This is a genomic window from Bradyrhizobium sp. 45 (assembly GCF_023073155.1).
GTDB classification, from domain to species: Bacteria; Pseudomonadota; Alphaproteobacteria; order Rhizobiales; family Xanthobacteraceae; genus Bradyrhizobium; species Bradyrhizobium canariense_D.
This window is the reverse complement of record NZ_JADPIX010000154.1, coordinates 275697-295295: the sequence shown is the minus strand read 5'-3', so window position 1 is coordinate 295295 and position 19599 is coordinate 275697. Positions and strand designations below refer to the sequence as shown.

The 19599-nt window shown below is 63.5% G+C and carries 27 protein-coding genes; 9 read left to right on the top strand and 18 right to left on the bottom strand.

The annotated features are described in order from the left end of the window. The first annotated feature begins 20 nt into the window (after nt 1-20). On the top strand, nt 21-335 hold the full coding sequence (gene sugE, locus IVB42_RS38550; RefSeq protein ID WP_085395961.1) for a quaternary ammonium compound efflux SMR transporter SugE: 315 nt from the start codon (nt 21-23) through the stop codon (nt 333-335). On the opposite strand, the gene IVB42_RS38545 is transcribed toward sugE, so the two are convergent. From IVB42_RS38545 to IVB42_RS38515, 7 genes are all read right to left on the bottom strand, one after another. Next, nucleotides 328-1335 carry an inorganic phosphate transporter gene (locus tag IVB42_RS38545; protein ID WP_085395960.1) on the bottom strand — a complete coding sequence of 336 codons (1008 nt, stop codon included), beginning with the start codon at nt 1333-1335 and terminating at the stop codon, nt 328-330. The genes sugE and IVB42_RS38545 overlap by 8 nt on opposite strands. A 15-nt stretch (nt 1336-1350) precedes the next feature. Further along, complete coding sequence (locus tag IVB42_RS38540; protein ID WP_018459150.1) at nt 1351-1995, bottom strand: DUF47 domain-containing protein; 645 nt, start codon at nt 1993-1995, stop codon at nt 1351-1353. Nucleotides 1996-2153: 158 nt separating this feature from the next. Beyond that, nucleotides 2154-3122 carry a branched-chain amino acid ABC transporter permease gene (locus IVB42_RS38535; RefSeq protein WP_007592084.1) on the bottom strand — a complete coding sequence of 323 codons (969 nt, stop codon included), beginning with the start codon at nt 3120-3122 and terminating at the stop codon, nt 2154-2156. Nucleotide 3123: 1 nt separating this feature from the next. After that, nucleotides 3124-3987 carry a branched-chain amino acid ABC transporter permease gene (locus IVB42_RS38530; protein WP_018459151.1) on the bottom strand — a complete coding sequence of 288 codons (864 nt, stop codon included), beginning with the start codon at nt 3985-3987 and terminating at the stop codon, nt 3124-3126. A 72-nt stretch (nt 3988-4059) separates the two neighbouring features. Then, nucleotides 4060-5283 carry an ABC transporter substrate-binding protein gene (locus tag IVB42_RS38525; RefSeq protein WP_018459152.1) on the bottom strand — a complete coding sequence of 408 codons (1224 nt, stop codon included), beginning with the start codon at nt 5281-5283 and terminating at the stop codon, nt 4060-4062. A gap of 33 nt (nt 5284-5316) precedes the next feature. Beyond that, nucleotides 5317-6063 carry an ABC transporter ATP-binding protein gene (locus IVB42_RS38520; protein ID WP_007609233.1) on the bottom strand — a complete coding sequence of 249 codons (747 nt, stop codon included), beginning with the start codon at nt 6061-6063 and terminating at the stop codon, nt 5317-5319. Then, nucleotides 6056-6811 carry an ABC transporter ATP-binding protein gene (locus tag IVB42_RS38515; RefSeq protein ID WP_018459153.1) on the bottom strand — a complete coding sequence of 252 codons (756 nt, stop codon included), beginning with the start codon at nt 6809-6811 and terminating at the stop codon, nt 6056-6058. The genes IVB42_RS38520 and IVB42_RS38515 overlap by 8 nt, the downstream gene beginning before the upstream one ends. Before the next feature lie 336 nt (nt 6812-7147). Between IVB42_RS38515 and IVB42_RS38510 the strand changes: the two genes are divergently transcribed. After that, nucleotides 7148-7831: a PAS domain-containing protein gene (locus IVB42_RS38510; RefSeq protein WP_018459154.1), complete on the top strand. Its 684-nt coding sequence runs from the start codon at nt 7148-7150 to the stop codon at nt 7829-7831. Between the two features lie 3 nt (nt 7832-7834). Here IVB42_RS38510 and IVB42_RS38505 read toward each other — a convergent pair whose 3' ends face one another. Further along, on the bottom strand, nt 7835-8209 hold the full coding sequence (locus IVB42_RS38505) for an ArsC family reductase (protein ID WP_018459155.1): 375 nt from the start codon (nt 8207-8209) through the stop codon (nt 7835-7837). A 107-nt stretch (nt 8210-8316) separates the two neighbouring features. Between IVB42_RS38505 and IVB42_RS38500 the strand changes: the two genes are divergently transcribed. The 3 genes from IVB42_RS38500 (at nt 8317) to IVB42_RS38490 (ending at nt 10318) form a co-directional block, all read left to right on the top strand. Further along, complete coding sequence (locus tag IVB42_RS38500) at nt 8317-8688, top strand: tRNA-binding protein (protein ID WP_247391370.1); 372 nt, start codon at nt 8317-8319, stop codon at nt 8686-8688. Between the two features lie 211 nt (nt 8689-8899). Next, nucleotides 8900-9532: a TetR/AcrR family transcriptional regulator gene (locus IVB42_RS38495; protein WP_085362174.1), complete on the top strand. Its 633-nt coding sequence runs from the start codon at nt 8900-8902 to the stop codon at nt 9530-9532. Nucleotides 9533-9535: 3 nt separating this feature from the next. Beyond that, nucleotides 9536-10318, top strand: a complete 783-nt coding sequence (locus IVB42_RS38490; RefSeq protein WP_085352886.1) for a sulfite exporter TauE/SafE family protein — start codon at nt 9536-9538, stop codon at nt 10316-10318. Nucleotides 10319-10320: 2 nt separating this feature from the next. Here IVB42_RS38490 and IVB42_RS38485 read toward each other — a convergent pair whose 3' ends face one another. From IVB42_RS38485 to IVB42_RS38445, 9 genes are all read right to left on the bottom strand, one after another. Continuing rightward, on the bottom strand, nt 10321-11025 hold the full coding sequence (locus IVB42_RS38485) for a glutathione S-transferase N-terminal domain-containing protein (protein WP_247297681.1): 705 nt from the start codon (nt 11023-11025) through the stop codon (nt 10321-10323). Nucleotides 11026-11118: 93 nt separating this feature from the next. Continuing rightward, nucleotides 11119-11262 carry a hypothetical protein gene (locus IVB42_RS38480; RefSeq protein ID WP_162847292.1) on the bottom strand — a complete coding sequence of 48 codons (144 nt, stop codon included), beginning with the start codon at nt 11260-11262 and terminating at the stop codon, nt 11119-11121. A gap of 114 nt (nt 11263-11376) precedes the next feature. Beyond that, a complete protein-coding gene (locus IVB42_RS38475; RefSeq protein WP_247368782.1) occupies nt 11377-12042 on the bottom strand; it encodes a DUF429 domain-containing protein in 666 nt (221 codons plus the stop codon). Nucleotides 12043-12076: 34 nt separating this feature from the next. Next, on the bottom strand, nt 12077-12424 hold the full coding sequence (locus IVB42_RS38470; protein WP_247391367.1) for a carboxymuconolactone decarboxylase family protein: 348 nt from the start codon (nt 12422-12424) through the stop codon (nt 12077-12079). 3 nt (nt 12425-12427) lie between these two features. Next, on the bottom strand, nt 12428-12946 hold the full coding sequence (locus IVB42_RS38465; RefSeq protein WP_247391365.1) for a sigma-70 family RNA polymerase sigma factor: 519 nt from the start codon (nt 12944-12946) through the stop codon (nt 12428-12430). Further along, nucleotides 12943-13152 carry a DUF2892 domain-containing protein gene (locus IVB42_RS38460; RefSeq protein WP_247391363.1) on the bottom strand — a complete coding sequence of 70 codons (210 nt, stop codon included), beginning with the start codon at nt 13150-13152 and terminating at the stop codon, nt 12943-12945. Before IVB42_RS38460 ends, IVB42_RS38465 begins: the two co-directional genes overlap by 4 nt. A 98-nt stretch (nt 13153-13250) precedes the next feature. Beyond that, a complete protein-coding gene (locus tag IVB42_RS38455) occupies nt 13251-14435 on the bottom strand; it encodes a serine hydrolase domain-containing protein (RefSeq protein WP_346348230.1) in 1185 nt (394 codons plus the stop codon). 74 nt (nt 14436-14509) lie between these two features. Beyond that, entirely contained in the window at nt 14510-15202 is a 693-nt protein-coding gene (locus IVB42_RS38450; RefSeq protein WP_085384875.1) for a GNAT family N-acetyltransferase, read from the bottom strand. 4 nt (nt 15203-15206) lie between these two features. Continuing rightward, nucleotides 15207-15554: a Lin0512 family protein gene (locus tag IVB42_RS38445; RefSeq protein WP_026233749.1), complete on the bottom strand. Its 348-nt coding sequence runs from the start codon at nt 15552-15554 to the stop codon at nt 15207-15209. Nucleotides 15555-15716: 162 nt separating this feature from the next. On the opposite strand from IVB42_RS38445, the gene IVB42_RS38440 reads away from it, so the two are divergent. The 3 genes from IVB42_RS38440 to IVB42_RS38430 all read left to right on the top strand — a co-directional run bounded on the left by IVB42_RS38440 (nt 15717) and on the right by IVB42_RS38430 (nt 17461). After that, nucleotides 15717-16070: an MmcQ/YjbR family DNA-binding protein gene (locus IVB42_RS38440; RefSeq protein WP_085352880.1), complete on the top strand. Its 354-nt coding sequence runs from the start codon at nt 15717-15719 to the stop codon at nt 16068-16070. A 75-nt stretch (nt 16071-16145) separates the two neighbouring features. After that, on the top strand, nt 16146-17018 hold the full coding sequence (locus tag IVB42_RS38435) for a bifunctional helix-turn-helix transcriptional regulator/GNAT family N-acetyltransferase (RefSeq protein ID WP_204510969.1): 873 nt from the start codon (nt 16146-16148) through the stop codon (nt 17016-17018). Between the two features lie 56 nt (nt 17019-17074). Then, entirely contained in the window at nt 17075-17461 is a 387-nt protein-coding gene (locus IVB42_RS38430; RefSeq protein ID WP_204510968.1) for an ester cyclase, read from the top strand. Nucleotides 17462-17483: 22 nt separating this feature from the next. Here the strand turns inward: IVB42_RS38430 and IVB42_RS38425 are convergent, their stop codons facing one another. Next, complete coding sequence (locus IVB42_RS38425; protein WP_247391357.1) at nt 17484-18704, bottom strand: MFS transporter; 1221 nt, start codon at nt 18702-18704, stop codon at nt 17484-17486. 420 nt (nt 18705-19124) lie between these two features. Between IVB42_RS38425 and IVB42_RS38420 the strand changes: the two genes are divergently transcribed. Further along, entirely contained in the window at nt 19125-19586 is a 462-nt protein-coding gene (locus IVB42_RS38420; protein ID WP_018459171.1) for a cupin domain-containing protein, read from the top strand. Nucleotides 19587-19599: the final 13 nt, after the last annotated feature.

Sequence of the window (19599 nt, the reverse complement as noted above, 5' to 3'; positions counted from 1 at the left end):
GCCTTGAATGGAGGGTCGTCATGGCCTGGAGCATCCTGTTCGTCGCCGGTCTGCTGGAGATCTCCTGGGCCATCGGCCTCAAATATACCGAGGGGTTCACCAGGCTCGTTCCGTCAATCCTCACGCTCGGCGCCATGGCCGGCAGCATCATCCTGCTCGGGCTCGCTCTCAAATCGCTGCCGATTGGAACCGCTTATGCGGTCTGGACCGGCATCGGTGCGGTCGGCACCGCGACGCTCGGCATCATCCTGTTCGGCGAGCCGGCCACCGCGTTCCGCCTCGCCAGCATCGGGCTGATCGTCGCCGGCATTGTCGGACTGAAGCTGGTTACCTGACGAAGATCTTGACCGCCCACCAGCTCAGTGCGGCGACGATGGCCGAGGCCGGCATCGTGATCACCCAGGCATAGACGATCGAGCTGGCGACGTTCCAGCGCACCGCCGAGAGGCGGCGGGCCGCGCCGACGCCGACGATGGCGCCGGTGATGGTGTGGGTGGTCGAGACCGGAACACCGAGAAAGGTCGCCATGAACAGGGTCGCGGCACCGCCGGTCTCGGCGCAAAAGCCCTGCATCGGGGTCAGCTTAGTGATGCGCAGGCCCATGGTGCGGACGATGCGCCAGCCGCCCATCAGCGTCCCCATCGCCATCGCGGCCTGGCACGAGAGCACCACCCAGAAGGGTACGAAGAATTCGCCGCCGAGCTGGCCCTGCGAATAGAGCAGCACGGCGATGATGCCCATGGTCTTCTGAGCGTCGTTACCACCATGACCGAGCGAATAGAGCGAGGCGGAGGCGAATTGCAGGATGCGGAAGGCGCGATCCACGGCAAAGGGCGTGGAGCGCACCGAGGCCCAGGAGACGATCGCGACCAGCACCATCGCGAGCAGGAAGCCGACCAGCGGAGACAGCACGATGGCGATCACCGTCTTGGACAACCCGCTCCAGACCGCCGCTGAAAGGCCGGCTTTGGCCACGCCGGCACCAAACAAGCCGCCGATCAATGCATGAGACGAGGACGATGGGATGCCGAGCGCCCATGTCACCAGGTTCCAGACGATGGCGCCGACCAGCGCGGCGAAGATCACCTGAGCATCCACGATCGCGGGATCGATGATGCCGGTGCCGATAGTCTGGGCAACGTGCAGCCCGAACACCATGAAGGCGACGAAGTTGAAGAACGCGGCCCAGAACACCGCGTATTGCGGCCGCAATACGCGGGTCGAGACGATGGTCGCGATCGAATTGGCGGCGTCGTGCAGGCCGTTCAGGAAGTCGAACAGCAGCGCGACGGCGATCAATCCGACCAGGACGGGAAGACCCAACGCAACATCCACGGCGTGGCCCCTGCCCTAAACTTGCTCGATGACGATGCTGTTGATCTCGTTCGCGACGTCGTCGAAGCGGTCGGCGACTTTCTCGAGATGGTCGTAGATCTCTGCGCCGACGATGAAATCCATCGCGTTGCCGCCGCGATGCTTGAGGAACAGTTCCTTCAGCCCGATATCATGGAGATCGTCGACGCGGCCTTCCAGCTTGCCAAGCTCTTCCGTGATCGCGGTCAGCATGGCCACGTTCTGACCGATCTTCTGCATCAGCGGCAGCGCGCGGCCGACCAGATTGGCGCATTCGATCAGAAGCCCGCCGATCTCCCGCATCGGCGGCTCGAAGCTGCGGACCTCGAACAGCATCACGGCCTTGGCGGTCTGCTGCATCTGGTCGATGGCGTCGTCCATCGAGGTGATCAGGTTCTTGATGTCGCCGCGGTCGAACGGGGTGATGAAGGTGCGGCGCACCGCGGTCAGCACCTCACGGGTGATGTTGTCGGCATCGTTCTCGAACTGGTTGACGCGCTGGCAATAGACCGGCGTCTCCTCGCCCCCGTTGAGCATGCTCTGGAGCGCGATCGAGCCCTGGATCACGGTCTGGGCGTGGCGGTCGAACAGGTCGAAGAACCGTTCTTCCTTCGGCAGGAAAGCGCGAAACAATCGCATCATGGGGGAGAGACTACCGGTTGGATGATGGCCTGGCCCAAGCGGGCCGTCATGAAACTGTCATAGACCATTTTCGATCCACGCGCGTGCCACCTCACGCCCGTGGAGCTGGATCATCCACCGCTTTCGCGCGTCAACACATCTTCTATTATATCAATGACTTACAGCGACCGCCGGAAGTAATGCGCTATTTCGCCGATGACGCCACGGCGGAAGGTGAGCACGCAGATCACGAAGATCGAGCCCTGGATCACGGTCACCCATTGGCCGAACCCCGCCAAATATTGCTGCATGGCGATGATCACGAAGGCACCGACCACGGGACCGAAGACGGTTCCGAGTCCGCCGACCAGCGTCATCAGCACGACTTCGCCCGACATCGACCAGTGCACGTCGGTGAGCGAGGCATTCTGCGCCACGAAGACTTTCAGCGCACCGGCAAAGCCGGCCAGCGTGCCCGACAGGACGAAAGCCAGGAACTTGTACTGATCGGTGCGGTAACCCAGCGAGATCGCGCGCGGCTCGTTCTCGCGGATCGCCTTGAGGACTTCGCCGAACGGCGAGTTGATGATGCGGAAGATCAGCAGGAAGCCGGCGAGGAAACCGACCAGCACCACGTAGTAGAGCACGGTGGGCTTGGTCAGATCGAAGACGCCGAACATGCGTCCCTGCGGAATGCCCTGGATGCCGTCTTCGCCATGGGTGAACGGCGCCTGGAGGTAGATGAAGTACAAGAGCTGCGACAGCGCCAGCGTGATCATCGAGAAATAGATGCCCTGGCGGCGGATCGAGATATAGCCCGTGATGAGCGAGAGCACGAAGGCACCGGCGACCCCGACGAGGATGCCGAGTTCCGGCGGCAGCGCCCATACTTTCAGCGCATGCGCGCTGCAATAGCCGGCCGTGCCCAGGAACATCGCATGGCCGAAGGACAGCAAACCGCCGTAGCCGATCAGCAGGTTGAAGGCGCAGGCGAGCAGCGCGAAGCACAGCGCCTGCATCACGAAGAACGGGTAGACCCCCGTGAATGGCACCGAAGCCAGCAGCAGCGCCATCACCACGAACACGATCATCTCGTCGCGGATCGCGCGCGGGGTTACCGGCAGCGTGTCGTCCGTCAAGGCTGTCATATCAGGCCGCCCTTCCCGTCAATCCCGTTGGCTTCACCAAGAGCACCAGCACCATCAGCACGAACACGACGGTGTTGGAGGCCTCGGGGTAGAAATATTTGGTCAGGCCTTCGATCACACCGAGCGCGAAGCCGGTGATGATGGAGCCCATGATCGATCCCATGCCGCCGATCACGACCACCGCGAACACCACGATGATGAGGTCGGCGCCCATCAACGGCCGCACCTGGTTGATCGGCGCCGACAGCACGCCGGCGAGCGCTGCAAGGCCGACACCGAGGCCGTAGGTCAGCGTGATCATGCGCGGCACGTTGACGCCGAAGGCGCGCACGAGCGTCGGGTTTTCGGTGGCGGCGCGCAAATAGGCGCCGAGCCGCGTCTTCTCGATCAGGAACCAGGTCGCGATGCAGACCACCAGCGAGAAGATGACGACCCAGCCGCGATAGACGGGCAGGAACATGAAGCCGAGATTCATGCCGCCCTTAAGCTGGTCCGGAATGGCGTAAGGCAGGCCGGAGGAGCCGAAGTAGTTCTGAAACACGCCCTGCACGATCAGCGCAATGCCGAAGGTCAGCAGCAGGCCGTAGAGATGATCCAGCCCGGTCAGCCATTGCAGCATGGTCCGTTCCAGGATCATGCCGAAGATGCCGACGATAACAGGCGCAAGCAGCAACGCCCACCAGTAGTTGATGCCGCCGAGGTTCAGCAGGAAGTAGGCGACGAACGCGCCCATCATGTAGAGTGCGCCATGGGCGAAATTGATGATGTTGAGCATGCCGAAGATCACGGCAAGCCCGAGACTGAGCAGCGCGTAGAACGAGCCGTTGATCAGTCCTACCAGTAGCTGAGCGTAAAGAGCCTGCATCGATCCCGCACCTGGTCCCTTCGGCGTTCCCTGAAAGTCGCCCGCAGGCCTGATGGCCTGCGGGCGGTTGGCTTACTTCTTCAAGAGCGCGCACTTGCTCTCGGACAGCGGCGTGAAGGCCTGGTCGCCCGGCACCGTGCCGACCAGCTTGTAGAAGTCCCACGGTCCCTTGGACTCGGAGGGCTTCTTCACCTCGAACAGATAGGCATTGTGGATGGTGCGGCCGTTGGGCTGGATCTCGCCCTTGCCGAACAGATCGTCTTCCGTCGGCATCGACTTCATCTTCTCGACGACCTTGACGCCGTCATGCGGGTTGCCGCCGAGCGCTTCCAGTGCCTTGAAATAGTGACGCACGCCCGCATAGACGCCGGCCTGCACCATGGTCGGCGGCGCGTTGTTCTTCATCTTCTCGGCGAAGCGCTTCGAGAACGCCCGGGTCTGGTCGTTCATGTCCCAGTAGAAGGTCTCGGTGAAGTTGAGGCCCTGTGCGGTCTCGAGCCCGATCGCCTTGACGTCGGTGAGGAACAGCAGCAGCGCCGCGAGCTTCTGGCCGCCCTTGACGATGCCGAACTCGGCCGCCTGCTTGATCGTGTTGGTGGTATCGCCGCCGGCATTGGCAAGGCCGATGATCTTGGCCTTGGAAGCCTGCGCCTGGAGCAGGAAGGACGAGAAGTCCGGCGTGTTCAGCGGGTGCTTGACGCCGCCGACCACCTTGCCGCCATTTGCGGTAACGACAGCGGTGGTGTCGCGCTCCAGCGCCGCGCCAAAGGCGTAGTCCGCGGTCAGGAAGAACCACGTGTCGCCGCCGGCCTTCACCAGCGCCTGGCCGGTGGTGTGGGCCAGCATGTATGTGTCGTAGGTCCAGTGCACCGTGTTGGGCGAGCACTGCGCGTTGGTCAAATCCGAGGTCGCCGCGCCCGAGTTGATATAGACGCCGTTCTTTTCCTTGATGACGTTGTTGACCGCGAGCGCCACGCCGGAATTCGGCACGTCGACGATGAGGTCGACCTTGTCGACGTCGAACCATTGCCGCGCGATCGCGGTGCCGATGTCGGGCTTGTTCTGGTGATCACCCGAGATGATGTCGATCTTCCAGCCCTTCGCAGCCAGACCGGAATCTTCAATGGCCATCTGCGCGGCGAGCGTCGAGCCCGGCCCGCCGAGATCGGCATAGAGCCCGGACTGATCGGACAGCGCGCCGATCTTGACGGTCTTGTCCTGCGCGAAGGCTACGCCCGCGGTGGTCACGGCCAGCGCCGTGCCGAGCAGAAACGACGCAATCGACTTTGTCATCATGCTACTTCCCTATGAATCTTCTTGTTGGCAGTTCTAGACACCGAGATAGGTGTGGAGCTTGTCCATGTTGGCGGCGAGCTCCGCATTGGAAAATCCGTCAATGATCTTGCCGTGCTCGACCACGTAATAGCGGTCAGCGACAGTGGATGCGAACCGGAAGTTCTGCTCGACCAGGAGGATCGTAAAACCCTCCTTCTTGAGCCGCGCAATGGTGTGGCCGATCTGCTGGATGATGACGGGCGCGAGACCCTCCGTCGGCTCGTCCAGCATCAGGAAGTTCGCGCCGGTGCGCAGGATGCGCGCGATCGCGAGCATCTGCTGCTCGCCGCCGGAGAGTTTGGTTCCCTGGCTGTTGAGCCGTTCCTTCAGGTTCGGAAACAGATCGAAGATCTGCTCGAGCGGCAATCCGCCGGGACGCACCACCGGTGGCAGCAGCAGGTTCTCGCGGACATCGAGGCTGGCGAAAATTCCCCGCTCTTCCGGGCAGAACGCGATTCCCATCCGCGCGATCTTGTCCGAGGTCGTGCGGATGATGTCCTGGTTATTGAACTTCACCGAGCCGGTGCGCTTGCCGATGATGCCCATGATCGACTTCAGCGTGGTGGTCTTGCCGGCGCCGTTGCGCCCGAGCAGGGTGACGACCTCGCCCGCGTTCACGTCGAAGTTGATCCCGTGCAGGATGTGGGACTCGCCGTACCAAGCTTCGAGGTTGCGGACCTGGAGGAGGTTGCCGCCGCTCGCGGCCTTTGCGGGAGCTTCCGCCGTTGCAGTCTCAGCCATGACCGGCTCCCAGATAGGCTTCCTTGACGCGTTCGTCCTTGGTGAGCTCGCTGTAATGGCCTTGCGCCAGCACCTGGCCGCGCGTCAACACGGTGATGATGTCGGAGAGATTGGCAACGACGCTCAGATTATGCTCGACCATCAGGATGGTGTATTTCGCGGAGATGCGCTTGATCAACGCCGCGATCTTGTCGATGTCCTCGTGGCCCATGCCGGCCATCGGCTCGTCCAGCAGCATCATCTCCGGGTCGAGCGCGAGCGTGGTTGCGATCTCCAGTGCGCGCTTGCGCCCGTAGGGCATCTCGACCGCGGGCGTATTGGAAAACTCGCTGAGGCCGACATCGTTCAACAGCTCGCGCGCGCGATCGTTGAATTGGTTGAGGACGGACTTGGAGCGCCAGAAATCGAAGGAGCTGCCGTGCTGGCGCTGAAGCGCGACGCGCACGTTTTCCAGCGCGGTGAGATGGGGAAATACCGCCGAGATCTGGAACGAGCGAACCAGCCCCAGGCGAGCCACGTCGGCGGGCGCCATCGCGGTGATGTCCTGCCCCTTGTACAGGATTTTTCCGGCAGACGGTTTGAGGAACTTGGTCAAAAGATTGAAGCACGTCGTCTTGCCGGCGCCGTTCGGGCCGATCAACGCGTGAATGCTCCCACGGCGAACCTTGAGCGCAACGTCGCGGACGGCGAAGAAGCCCGCGAACTCCTTGGTCAAGCCTTCCGTTTCGAGAATGAACTCATCGGCCAAACAGTTTTCCCCCTGCCCGCACAACGCGCGTGGCTATCCTTGTTGCTTCGGCTTTCCGGAGGCCCTTGGAGCCACTCCCTGGAGCCCATCCGGAACGCCGCCTCCGGGCGCGGAATATGCCGGAGGTGACGGGGGTTAGGCAAGGCGGAAAGCTGAGCAGGTCAGGCCTCCGGCCGGGAGACTTATGCTCCCTTAGTCGGACATGTTTTGATGTCGCGCCTGCCCGGCTTCCCGGTTCGCAAAGCGCCGGTCATCAAGCCGTCGTTAACGGTCTTTCGTTCCATGCGCCAGCCTTCATAGAAAATTTTCCCGCAGCGAGGATCATGCGCGGGTTTCATGCGTCCGGAATTTCTATTCGCCGGGAATATTGTCTTGGATTTTGCAAGCGCGGCTCCTTCCGTGGTCAAGTCGATCAGGCAGCGTGATCTCCTGAACACGTGGCTGCGGCTCTATGCGCGCGAGCAGACGGCCCCGGCGATCTGGGAGTACCAGCCTGCGCGGCTCGAGGAAGAGCTCTCCGATCTGATCTATTATACGGTGGATGCGTCGATGCCGACACCGCGTCTGACCATCCAGAGCGAAGGCACGCGCATCTCGCGCGCCTATGGACACACCGGCAAGGGCGTTCTGCTCGACGACTATATCGGGCCGCGTCTCGCGCCCCTGGTGATGCCGGTCTATCATGAATGCGTGGCGCGTGGGCTGCCTGTCTACAGCGTTGCCGACGTCGATGACATCTACGGCCGCATCGTCGCCTATGAGCGCCTGCTGCTGCCGTTCCAGAGCGACGGCAAGGTCTGTCACATCATCGCGTCGCTCAAGACCTTCTGCGAGGACGGCGGCTTCGAGATCAAGAATCTGATGCGCGGAAATGACGCGCTGCCGCGCCCGAGATTGCGCGCGGTGATCGACCACGACCTGTTCCATCGCACCCCGGGCCGCATCGCGCCGGCCGAACTGGTCGAGTTCGCGGACCAGCAGGGCTCAGGTGTTCCCACCGAGATCATCGAGCTGAACTAGCGGTCAGCGCGATTTGGCGGCGGCTTCCTTGGTCGTGACTTCCTTGGCATAGATCTCCGGCTTGAAGCCGACCAGCAGCTTGCCGCCGACTTCAAGCACCGGCCGCTTGATCATCGATGGTTGCGCTAGCATCAACGCCAGCGCCTTTTTCTCGGAGAGGCCTTCCTTGTCGGCATCGGGCAGCTTCTTGAAAGTCGTGCCGGCGCGGTTGAGCAGCGTCTCCCAACCGACCTTCTCGCTCCACTGCTTGAGCTTGTCCTTCTCCACGCCCGCCGTCTTGTAGTCGTGAAACGCGTAGGCGACGCCATGGCTGTCGAGCCAGGCGCGCGCCTTCTTCATGGTGTCGCAGTTCTTGATGCCGTAGATGATGTTGGGCAAAGCGTTCCTCGCGCATGCGTCGTATCGTGATCCCAAGGCGTTGTACGCAACTCCGGTTCGCGCGACAATATTGCGAAAACGATGCCAGCTCTTCGAACGGACACTCCATGCACGTCACCCACGATCCAGCCGCGACCGCATCGCCGACCATCAACTTCGACACTTTTCTCGCGGTCGATATCCGCGTCGGCACCATCGTCGATGCAAAGCCGTTCCCCGAGGCGCGCAAGCCGGCCTGGCGGCTGTGGATCGACTTCGGTCCCGCGATCGGCGTGCGCAAGAGCTCGGCGCAGATCACCGAAAATCATCCGCTTGAAACGCTAGTGGGCCAACAGGTGGCTGCGGTCGTGAATTTCCCGCCGCGCCAGATCGGCCCCGTTGTCTCGGAGGTGCTGACCCTCGGTTTCCCCGATGCCGACGGCAAGGTCGTGCTGGTGCAGCCGAGCAAGCCCGTGCCGAACGGCGGACGGCTGTTCTAGGACCGCGCGCTCAAGGGGCGTTTCCTGGCCGCCGGGGGCGCCTTTGAAGGTTACCTCCTGTTTCCCGGCCCCCGGTTCCTCGGGCTTGACCACGATACCCTTTCACATAAAAATGACTGACTGATCGTTTTTTATCAAATCAGTGTTGCGAAGCTGCTTGTCCTGCAGAACGACTAAAACGATTGATTTGTCATTTTTTTGTGGATGGCGAATGCCGAAAATCAGCGACAAGCAACGTGAAGGCCGGCGGCAGCAGATTCTCGAAGCCGCCCTTGCCTGCTTCGCCGAGGACGGTTTTCACCAGACCGGGATGGCCGACATCGTCAAACGGTCGGGGCTGAGCCACGGTGCGGTCTATCTCTACTTCCAGAGCAAGGACGATCTGATCGAGGCACTCGCCGACGACCGGCATCGGCGCGAGGCCGTGCTCAATTCGGTCGCGCAAGGATCCGGCGATCCGATCGAAGGACTTCACGCGCTGGTCGGCGTCTACGCGCAATGGCTCACCGACTCCGCCGGCGAAGCGCGCCGCCGTGTCGGCATCCATGGCTGGGCCGAAGCCCTACGCAACCGCCGCGTCCGCACCAGCGTCGTGGAAGGCATCGACATGCCCCGCGCCCTGATCGTCGCCCTGGTCGAGCGGGGCCAGCATGACGGCCTCATCAAACGCGATCTCGGTGCGGAAGCGATCGCGCGCGTGCTGATCGCGATCTTCCAGGGTTTTGTGCTGCAAAAATGCTGGGGCCAGGATTTTGACATCGAGGCCTGCATGGCGGCCGTGACCGGCGTGATCGATGGATTTCGCACCACAAAGGCCGACGTCAAGCGACGGACCAGGAGCTGAGCGATGTCGTGGGTCCATGACCTGCTCGCAGGCATTGGGGTCGGCCTCATCGGCGGGCTGACATCGGGCTTCATGGGCACGAGTCCCGGAGGCGGCCTCGTGATTTTCAGCGTACTGCTACTGGGCGCCGAGCAACACGTCGCCCAGGGGACATCGCTGATCACGCAGGTTCCACCGACGGGACTCGCGGGCGTTCGCCGCTACTGGCAGAGCGGCAATCGCAGCCCGTTGCTGTGGATCGTCTGGATCGGCATCGGGTTTCTCTTCGGCGGTGCCGGCGGCGGCTACGCTGCGGCCGCAGTCTCCGACTCGGTGTTGCAATGGACCTACGTCGTCTATCTCGTCGCGCTGATCGCTCTCCTGATCCTGCGCCGCGACCGCGAGGAGAAAAGCAATGAGACCTGCGACCGAGACAAGCTGCCTTGGCTGCCGCTGCTCCTCATCGGCATGCTTGCCGGATTTTCCTCCGGCTTCATGGGCATCGGCGGTGGGCTCGCGATCACCGTCGGGCTCGCGGCGGGCCTGCGGGTGCCGCAGCATCAGGCCCAGCTCGTCAGCCTCGTCTTCTCGGTCATCCCGACCAATATTCCGGCGGCCTGGATCTACTGGAGCAAGGGCCTCATGGTCGGCTGGCCTGCCATCATCGGCATCCTTGCCGGCCTCTGGGTCGGCACCGATCTCGGCGCACGCGCGGCTAATGGCGTCAGCAAATCGGTGCTGCGCCGGGTCATGATCGCCCTCATCTTGCTGATGGCGCTCTACATGACCCAAAAGGCGCTAACCTGATCTCACGGCCGCTTCGGAATGTTCAGCCCGCGCTCGACCGCCGGACGCGCCAGCCCGCGGTCGAGCCAGGCGGCGACGGATTTGAACTGGCTGAACTCGACGAGATCGCGGGCGCCGTAGAACCCGATGAGGTTGCGCACCCAGCCGAGCATGGAGATGTCCGCGATGGTGTAATCGTCGTCCATGAACCATTGCCGGCCGGCAAGATGCATCTCCATCACCCCGAGCAGCCGCTTGGCTTCGCCCACGTAGCGCTCGAGCGGCCGCTTGTCCTCGAAGTCCTTGCCGGCGAATTTGTGGAAAAAGCCGACCTGGCCGAACATCGGCCCGATGCCGCCCATCTGGAAATGCAGCCACTGGATGGTCTGATAACGGCGCGCGGCGTCCTGCGGCAGCAGCTTGCCGGTCTTCTCCGCGAGGTATTGCAGGATCGCCCCGGACTCGAACAGCGGCAGCGGCCTGCCGCCGGGACCATCGGGATCGAGGATCGCCGGGATCTTGCCGTTCGGATTGAGCGAGAGGAATTCCGGCGTCTTCTGGTCATCCTTGCCGAAATCGACGAGATGGACTTCGTAGGGAAGCCCGATCTCTTCCAGCATGATCGAGACCTTGACGCCGTTCGGCGTCGGTAGCGAATAAAGCTGGAGCAGCTCCGGGTGCTTGGCCGGCCAGCGCTTGGTGATGGGAAAGGCGGACAGATCGGACATCAGGACCCCGGCTTCGTTCATGAGATGCCGCCTAGTCTAGGCGAGCGGACGAACGACGCAAGGTCGAGTAGTCAGGTCATTTTCCCGTACAGGTCACAATGGCCGCAGCAAATGGTTGGTGGCGTGCATCACATCGCGCTGTGCGCGTTGCTCGATGAAGAGCTGGCCGGTGACGAGCAGTGCTCCGGTGAAGACGAGCGCAAGCATCGCGGTCGCGAACTGACTGACATCCCTCATCGGACGAGCTTCTCCGTGTTCGGTTCGCACGAGGAACGCGGGCCAGCCGTCGTCTGTTCCTGCAAGCTTCAAATAAATTGCAGCTTTTTCCCGGCTCCTCGCACCCCGACGGCCTCAATAATTGATCTCCATCCGCAAGCCCCGCGGATCGGTCTCCTCCCCGCCGAACCGCTGCGTGCTGTCGCGTGCCGCGATCGCGCAGGCACAGGCGTCGATCAGATCGTCACCGCCGATGCCGGTGCCATGTCGTTGAGTCAGCCATGTCGGCAAGCGCCCGAAGCCGCGCTGCTGCAGGAGTGCGATGCGCTGCCCGCGGCCCTCCGCCGATGTCTTCTTTGCAAGCCGGACCCGCCCAGCCAAATTCCAAAAAATCAATTCCGGATGCGCTTCGCCGATGGTCGCCTGCCGCGCCGGCGTCATGATCGCGTCGACGTCCCTGATCTTGTCCCTGATGTTCCAGAGCTGCGCCGATACGCCCCTGCCCTTGCCCTCGCGCTCCCAGTAGTGGCGATTGGCTGCCGCCATATCGGCGAACGTCCAGAGATCGCGGCGGGCGCCGAGAAACACGGCGGGACCGACCAGCTCGCGTGCGCGCAAATCGCAGATGCGATAACCACTCCATTTCAATCCGATCGGCATGTCGATCATCGCCCCGGCATGCGGCAGCGCGAGCAGCCGCGCAAGACCCGGCGAATAATCAAAGCCGTGATCGCCGCGCTGGTCGATCCAGGCGACGACCCAGCCGAAGCGAAATCCGTCGAGGCCGAGATAGTTTGGCAAGTTCCTGATCTCTGCGGGACATCCGCCCGCTCCTCTATCCCAGTTCCTCGCCCCGATGTCGCTCGAACAGGCGCTGCGCCAACAACGCATGGCCGAGCGTGCCGCCGGCGCGAACCGCGGCCGCAATCAACGCGGCTTCCGCGACTTCTTCTCGCGTTGCACCGGCATTCGCCGCCTGCGCAGTGTGCACGTCGAGGCAATAGGCGCATTGCGTGGTGAGCGCGACCGCGAGCGAGATCAGCTCGCGATATTTTGGCGGAATCAATCCGTCCTTGCGCTCGACCGCGTGGTTGAACGCAAGGAACGCGTTGGCCTCGACCGGCGCGAGCGCCACGAAGGCCGGGATAGATTTCAGGTCGTCACGTCTTTGATAATCGGTCATGGCTCACGTCAGATATTCGCGCATCAGGGCGCGGGCGCGATGCAGACGTGCCTTCACGGTCTGCCGGGTCGCGCCGAGCGCGACGGCGATCTCGTCGATGGTCATTTCCTTGACGTCGCGCATCAGCGCGACGTCACGGTAGTGCGGCGGCAGCGCCTCGAAGGCCGCCGCGATGTCGATCCGCAAATCGGCTTCAGGACGCGACAGCAGCAGCGCCTCTGCCTCTCCGTCGTCGATCGCCGGCGCGAGGCCTGCCTTGCGGGCAAGCCGCAGGCATTCGCGGCGGACCACACTGAACAGCCAGGCCGAAAACGCCAGCCACGAGCGGATCGTGCCGACATGGCGAAACAGGATCCACAGCGCCTCCTGCGTCGCATCCTCGGCGTCCGCCGAGCTGCGACAGGTGGCGCGGGCGTAGCGGCGGATGTTCGGTTGCGCCGTCTCGAGCAGAGACGCGATCGCCTGGGGATCGCCGAGGCGCGCGGCCTCGAACAGGTCCGGCGAGATCCCGGCCGCGCTCACGACGCGCCTCCTCTTCCGATGCCGGCCATCGCGCAAATCGGACAATAGCCGAAGAGGCCGGTCAGTGCGAAGCCGGCGCCGCCGAGCGCAACCAGCCACGCCGCAGCGCCGGTAAGATACACGAATGCCGCGACCGCCACCGCGACGCCTAAGGCGATCCGCACGGCCTGATGCAGGCCGCCGATGTTCTTTCTGTAAAATGCCATCACATCCTCCGAGATGAGCCGAAGCAAAATGCCTCGACCGTCAAGAGAGGGCGCGACGACCGGAAAGGATTCGCGGCGACCTGCAATTTTTTTCGCGATCAGCCTCCGACGGCCTGATAGGCCAGACGCTTGAACTCGAAGAAGAACGGATTCCAGAAGCCCATGTAGCGCTGCGTCATCAGCACACCGGCGGTATTGGCCTGCGGGCAGATCCACCAATGGGTGCCGGCGAGGCCGCCCCACTGGAATTCGCCGGTCGAATTCGGGGGATCGAACGGCATCGGCGCGAAGGTGACCGCGCCGCCGAGGCCAAAGCCCTTGCCGGGGATCGGGCCGAGATTGGCGAAGCGAATGTTCTCGCCGGCGGGCAGCTGGTTCGTCGTCATCTGCCGCAGCGTCTCCGGCTTCAGCAGAGCATCCGAGCCGGGAAGCAGCGCCTGTATCAATGCGAGCATGTCGGGCAAGGTCGAGACCAGTCCGCCGCCGCCCGACAGCCGCGGGAACTGCCGCCGATAGGCCTGCGGATAAGGCAGGTCGTCGGCCCGGGTGAGGCCGGGCTTCATGGGATCGAGCACGTCCGCGCCGTTGTAGAGGGCGACCAGCCTGCCCTGCTGCGCGTCCGGCACGTGGAAGCCGGTGTCGGTCATGCCGAGCGGCTCGAAAATGCGCGCCTTGAGCACGGCGTCGAGCGGCTTGCCGGAGACGACCTCCACGACGCGCCCGAGGACGTCGGTCGCAACCGAATATTCCCAGGACGCGCCGGGATGAAAGGACAGCGGCAGATCGGCGAGCCGGTCGATCATGTCAGTCAGCGGCGTCAACGGATTGAGAACGCGTGCCTCGTTATAGCTTTTGAACAGCACCGTGCCGGGATCGAAGATGCCGTAGCTGAGGCCGGAGGTATGGGTCAGAAGCTGCCGGATCGTGATCGGGCTCTTCGCCGGTTCGACGTCGGCAAGGCTCAAAGCGCCCGGCTTCAGAACCTTGCGATTGCCGAGTTGCGGCAGGAATTTCTCGACAACGTCATCGAGCCCGATGCGGCCTTCCTCGGCCAACAGCATGATCGCGCAGGTGACGAAGATCTTGGTATTGGAGAAGGCGCGAAAAATGTGATCGGGCCGCAGCGCGGTGCTGGTCTCGCGATCGGCGAAACCGACGCACTGCTGATCGACGACCTCGCGGCCCCGCAGCACCGCCCAGGATGCACCCGGAATGATCTCCTGATCGACGTAACTCTGCATTGCTGTCCGCGTGGCGGAAAAATCAGGTGTTCTGGCGTCCATGTGTTTCCCCAATGATGGTTGGGATCGATATAGCGTGAATTCGCCAGATATGAAGCCTGACCGGACGGCGCGGCTCATCTCTGCTTCATGAACGCAGTCACGTGCAGGCGGCGCCGAGTCCGCATCCCCTGCCGCTGGTACAGCGCGATGGCCGACGAGTTGCTCGAGAACACGTGCAGGAACGGAATTTCGCTGCGCGCCTCGATCTGCCGCGCGACCGCCGCCAGCAGCGCCTGCGCGTAGCCCCGCCCCCGATGATCAGGGTGGACGCAGACGGCCGTCATCTCGACGAAATTGCCCGGCTTCATGCGCTCGCCGGCCATCGCGACCAATTCGCCGCCGGCGCGGATGCCAAGAAACGTCCCGAGTTCGTGCGTGCGCCGCGCGAATGGACCGGGCTTCGTCAACTCCGTCAATGCCATCATGGCGGGAACGTCGGCTGCACCCAGCCGGACGATCTCGGCATCGCGAAGCGGGCTATCGGCCGGGGAGCCGATCATCTGCTCGCAGGGTCCGGCCAGCACGACCTTGAAACCGGCGGGAACGTCGACGGCCTCGGGTGTGAACAGCGCGGCGACCTGCGAGCCCGACAGGAGATTGCCGAGCTCGGCAAAGCTCGTCTCGGACATGTCGACCATGTCGGCAAAAGGCGTCACGTCCACCGGATAGCGCAGCGCTCCCGGGCCACCCTCGGCCAGATGTTTGTGGCTGGTCGTCAGCGCGCTCCAGATCGGGCGATCCAGTAGGGTCACGTCACCGTCGGACACCGGCCTAGTCCTTATCGAAGCTGACGATGACGGCGGCATTGGCGATGAGGATGGGGTCGTTACCCTGCTCCGCAGCCGAGGGAATCTCCAGCCCGCCCTTCACCGCGTTGACGGTGACGGTGCCGTAAGGCAGCTCCTTCGCGACCGCGTCCTTGTCGACGGCTTCGGGATTCGGCACCGCGATCGTGACGTCGACGAACATGTCGTTCGCAGTCTTGTCGATCATCCGGAAGAAGCCGAGGCTCGAATGCCTGATGGCATCAGAAACGGCACGCTTCGCCGCCTTGGTGGCGTCCCTGCCGTGAACGTCGACGCCCATCCCCATCTCGGTGATACAGCGAATGCGAGCCATGACCTTATTCCTGTGACTGATTGAGTGATGTGGAGTGTGGGGGATCGGACGGCACGATACAAGTGGGGTCGTTCCTCTCGTATCGCGGACGCGGTGCGGCACGCAGAGGCGCTCCATCGTTGCGGCGTTGCAAGCCGCGTACGCTGTGCTATCGCTTAGGCGATGACTCCCAAAACTTTCGAAACCCGCTGCCTGCGCCTGCCCGCCGTCACCAAGGTGGTGCAGTGGGAGGGTACCTCCGTGTTCAAGGTCGGCGGCAAGATGTTCGCACTCGGCGGCGGCTTTGCCGCGCGCTCCGGCGGCTACATGTTCAAGGTCTCGAACATGGCCTATGCCATGCTGATCGAGCACGGCCTTGCGCGGCCGGCGCCCTATCTGGCGCGCGCCAAATGGGTGCAACTCGTCGGCAACAACGCGCTGCCGGACGCCGAGCTCACGGCCTATCTGGCGCAGGCGCACGCGCTGATCGCGGCGAAACTCACGCGGAAATCCCGCAAGGTCCTGGGCCTGGATTGAAGCGCAGTTCGCTGGTGAAGCGAAAACGTGCACTGATTGACTTCGATGATATGTCTGACTAAAGTCAGATATATCATGCTCGACCCTGTTTCCCGCGTCCGCCGCTTCAATCGTGCCGTCACGTCCGCTGTCGGCGCGCTCGACACGTCATTCCTGGGACGCGGGCGGCCACTGGGGGCGGCGCGCGTGCTCAACGCGATCGGGCATGGACGTTCGGACGTGGCCGAGATTCGCGACTATCTCGGCCTCGATTCCGGCCTGATGAGCCGCCTCCTCCGCTGCCTCGAGGACGAAGGGCTGGTCGAGACCAATGCGCATGAGGACGATGCGCGCCGTCGCGTCGCGACGTTGACGCGTGCGGGCCGGCGCGAGTTCGCGGCCTACGAGGCGCTGTCGAATACGCAGGCCGAGGGCTTCCTCGCCCAACATGCGCAACGCGAGGCGCTGCTGGCGGCGATGGATTTGGTTGCTTCCGCGCTGACGCGCGAGCGCGTCACGCTGGACGAGATGGACCCGCGGAGCGAACAGGCGCGCTATTGCCTCGGCGAATATTATGGCGAGCTCGGCCGCCGCTTCAAGCAGGGGTTCGACGTCTCGCTGTCGCGCGATCCCGACGCCAAGGATATGCGCCGCCCGCGCGGCACGTTCATCGTCGCGATGTCGGACACGCTACCGGTCGGCTGCGTCGGGCTCAAGGGCACCGATCACGGCTATGCCGAGATCAAGCGGCTGTGGGTCGCACCGGCGGCGCGCGGATTGCGGCTCGGCCGGCGCCTGATGGACATGACCGAGAACGCCGCGCGCGGGCTCGGCATCAAGCTATTGCGGCTCGACACCAACAGCGCCTTGGCGGAAGCCGGCCAGCTCTACCGACGAAGCGGCTGGAGCGAGATCCCCCGCTTCAATGACGACCCCTACCCGGACCTGTTCTTCGAAAAACGCCTGTGAGCGCCGGCGCCTTTTCTCTCGTTGCCGCGTTAGGGCCGGAGCCGCAGGAGCACGCCATGACCAGGTCCGACCTCGCCGACATCTACCGCGACTACATCGCCTGCCTGAACCGGCAGGATTGGCCCGCCCTCGGACAGTTCGTCCACGATGACGTCGCCCACAATGCGCGACCATTCGGACTGTCCGGCTATCGCGCCATGCTGGAGCAGGATTTTCGCGCAATTCCGGATCTGCATTTCGACATCGAGCTGCTGGTCTGCGATCCGCCCCACATCGCGTCCCGGCTGAAGTTCGATTGCACGCCGGCTGGAAAGTTTCTGGGGCTGGATGTGAACGGCAGGCGCGTGTCCTTTTGCGAAAACGTGTTCTATCGATTTCGCGACGGAAAAATACGGCACGTGTGGTCCATCGTCGACAAGCTCGCGATCGAGGCGCAGCTCTAGCGCTGCGCCTCGATGAACCTGCTTACGCTGCCGCCGGCGCCAACTCCGCTTGCGGCTTCGGGAACGGCTTGAAATTCATCGCCATCAGGAAGGCGCCGAGGCCCATCGCCCAGGAGGCGATATAGAGCCAGGCGTAGCTCGAGAACGCATCGTAGATCAGGCCGCCGGCGAGCGGGCCCGTGGCCATGCCGAGACTGCCGGCCATGGCGGTGCCGCCGATCACGGTGCCCATCATCTTGAGCGGGAAATTTTCGCGGATCAGCACCGCGTAGAGCGGCATGGTGCCGGCATAGATGAAGCCAAAGACGGCCCCGACGGCGTAGAACGTCGCGAGCTGATGCGCGAAGACATAGGCGAGTGCGCCGAAGGCCTGCAACAGCAGGCCCGAGACGAGCACGCGCTTGGCGCCGAAGCGGTCACCCATCAGGCCGAAGGCGATGCGTCCGCCGAGGCCGGCAAAGCCTTCGATACTGTAGATCGTCACCGCCGCGACCAGCGGGATGCCGCAGCTCACGGCATAGGAGACGGTGTGAATGATCGGACCGGAATGCGTGGCGCAGCAGAAGAAATTGGTCGCGAGCAGGATCAGGAATTGCGGCGAGCGCAGCGCCTCTCCCATCGACATCTCACCTTGCACGGCCCCCTCGCCCGCAGGCGCGGCCACGGCGTGCGCGAGCGCCGGCGGGCGGCGCACCAGGAACGAGACCGGGATCATGCTGGCGCCGACCACCAGCGCCACGATCTGCATCGAGGTGCGCCAGTCATGGCCGGAGACGAGCCAGGCCGCGAGCGGCGCCATCGTCATCGGCGCCATGCCCATGCCGGCCGACACCAGCGAGACCGCGAGGCTGCGATGGGTGTCGAACCAGCCGGTCACGGTCGCCATCATCGGCGCGAAGATCGCCGCACAGGACGCTCCGACCAGAAGCCCGAAGACGAACTGAAACGCCAGCAGCGAGGTGGCGTGACTCGCCGCGAACAGGCTCACGGTCAGCACCGTCGATCCCGTCAGCACCACCAGCCGCGGCCCGAACCGGTCCGTCAACGTGCCCCAGACCATGCTGGTGCAGGCCATTGCCAGAAAGCCGATCGTCATGGCGCTGGAGATGCCGGTCACGGACCAGCCGGTGTCCTTTGCGATCGGCTGCAGGAATACCGGCAGCGAAAACATGCCGCCGATGGCGACGCAGCCGAGCAAGCCGCCCGCGGCGACGATCACCCAGCGATAGGAGGAAGCGTTCATTTTGGTCTCCCGTCAGATCTGTCTGGGTGGAAGACGAATGGGAACATGGTGGGCCGACAGGCCGACGCAAGTTTTTGCGGCACGCTTTTGTGACCTGCCAAACAAAAAACGCGAAAACAACCCCATGCACAGTAGCGGGGCGCTGTCGGATCAAGGACTTACAGCGCAGCTCTTTGCAGTGCGAAGGAAGACCCGCCGTTTGACTCGTCGGGCAAAACACCTGCATGATGGCATCATCCCGCCGCTATTGAATTCGTCCCGTCGCTAACGTGATCGTCCGCCTCCTCGCGCGCCATCCGGCCTTGCCGTGCGGAACTGGCCGTGCGGATGCGGCGAAATCCGTGACCGGGTTCGACGACGCGCCTGGCGCTCCGCGATGTGCCAGGCCACGCAACGCTAGAGAACTGCAGGGAAATGCTTATGCCGAAAATCGACATCGCTGCCGTACCCGCCCGCAAGGGCGCCGGCTACCCCGCGCCCTTCGATGCACCTTGCGCCGATCGGGTCCGGCAGCGGCTCGGCAATGCCGGAGGCTTGTCCGATTTCGGCGTCAACCTGATGCGCTTGCCGCCCGGCAACTGGTCGAGCCAGCGGCATTGGCACTCGCATGAGGACGAATTCGTCTATGTCCTCGAAGGCGAAGTGACGCTGATCGAGGACAAATGCGAGATCGTGCTCCGCGCCGGTGACTGCGCCGCTTTCGCGAAAAACAGCGGCAACGGCCATCACTTGATCAACCGTTCGAGCGCCATCGCCCTCTATCTCGAAGTCGGCTCTCGCTCGCCCGACGATCTCACGATTTGCTCCGACATCGACATGATGAGCGCCAACTCCGACGGCCGATTCGTGCACAAGGACGGCACGCCCTATCCGGACGGGTGAGCGTCCGCGACAA

Excerpts from the sequence above, each read along its gene's own strand:
- IVB42_RS38485 (WP_247297681.1), bottom strand. The coding sequence starts at position 11,025 with ATGTCCGATCTGTCCGCCTTTCCCATCACCAAGCGCTGGCCGGCCAAG.
- IVB42_RS38540 (WP_018459150.1), bottom strand. The coding sequence starts at position 1,995 with ATGATGCGATTGTTTCGCGCTTTCCTGCCGAAGGAAGAACGGTTCTTC.
- IVB42_RS38430 (WP_204510968.1), top strand. The coding sequence starts at position 17,075 with ATGACCAGGTCCGACCTCGCCGACATCTACCGCGACTACATCGCCTGC.
- IVB42_RS38425 (WP_247391357.1), bottom strand. The coding sequence starts at position 18,704 with ATGAACGCTTCCTCCTATCGCTGGGTGATCGTCGCCGCGGGCGGCTTG.
- IVB42_RS38460 (WP_247391363.1), bottom strand. The coding sequence starts at position 13,152 with ATGGCATTTTACAGAAAGAACATCGGCGGCCTGCATCAGGCCGTGCGG.
- IVB42_RS38535 (WP_007592084.1), bottom strand. The coding sequence starts at position 3,122 with ATGACAGCCTTGACGGACGACACGCTGCCGGTAACCCCGCGCGCGATC.
- sugE (WP_085395961.1), top strand. The coding sequence starts at position 21 with ATGGCCTGGAGCATCCTGTTCGTCGCCGGTCTGCTGGAGATCTCCTGG.
- IVB42_RS38420 (WP_018459171.1), top strand. The coding sequence starts at position 19,125 with ATGCCGAAAATCGACATCGCTGCCGTACCCGCCCGCAAGGGCGCCGGC.
- IVB42_RS38445 (WP_026233749.1), bottom strand. The coding sequence starts at position 15,554 with ATGGCTCGCATTCGCTGTATCACCGAGATGGGGATGGGCGTCGACGTT.
- IVB42_RS38510 (WP_018459154.1), top strand. The coding sequence starts at position 7,148 with ATGCGTCCGGAATTTCTATTCGCCGGGAATATTGTCTTGGATTTTGCA.
- IVB42_RS38440 (WP_085352880.1), top strand. The coding sequence starts at position 15,717 with ATGACTCCCAAAACTTTCGAAACCCGCTGCCTGCGCCTGCCCGCCGTC.
- IVB42_RS38530 (WP_018459151.1), bottom strand. The coding sequence starts at position 3,987 with ATGCAGGCTCTTTACGCTCAGCTACTGGTAGGACTGATCAACGGCTCG.
- IVB42_RS38520 (WP_007609233.1), bottom strand. The coding sequence starts at position 6,063 with ATGGCTGAGACTGCAACGGCGGAAGCTCCCGCAAAGGCCGCGAGCGGC.
- IVB42_RS38500 (WP_247391370.1), top strand. The coding sequence starts at position 8,317 with ATGCACGTCACCCACGATCCAGCCGCGACCGCATCGCCGACCATCAAC.
- IVB42_RS38525 (WP_018459152.1), bottom strand. The coding sequence starts at position 5,283 with ATGATGACAAAGTCGATTGCGTCGTTTCTGCTCGGCACGGCGCTGGCC.
- IVB42_RS38495 (WP_085362174.1), top strand. The coding sequence starts at position 8,900 with ATGCCGAAAATCAGCGACAAGCAACGTGAAGGCCGGCGGCAGCAGATT.
- IVB42_RS38480 (WP_162847292.1), bottom strand. The coding sequence starts at position 11,262 with ATGAGGGATGTCAGTCAGTTCGCGACCGCGATGCTTGCGCTCGTCTTC.
- IVB42_RS38470 (WP_247391367.1), bottom strand. The coding sequence starts at position 12,424 with ATGACCGATTATCAAAGACGTGACGACCTGAAATCTATCCCGGCCTTC.
- IVB42_RS38435 (WP_204510969.1), top strand. The coding sequence starts at position 16,146 with ATGCTCGACCCTGTTTCCCGCGTCCGCCGCTTCAATCGTGCCGTCACG.
- IVB42_RS38455 (WP_346348230.1), bottom strand. The coding sequence starts at position 14,435 with ATGGACGCCAGAACACCTGATTTTTCCGCCACGCGGACAGCAATGCAG.
- IVB42_RS38490 (WP_085352886.1), top strand. The coding sequence starts at position 9,536 with ATGTCGTGGGTCCATGACCTGCTCGCAGGCATTGGGGTCGGCCTCATC.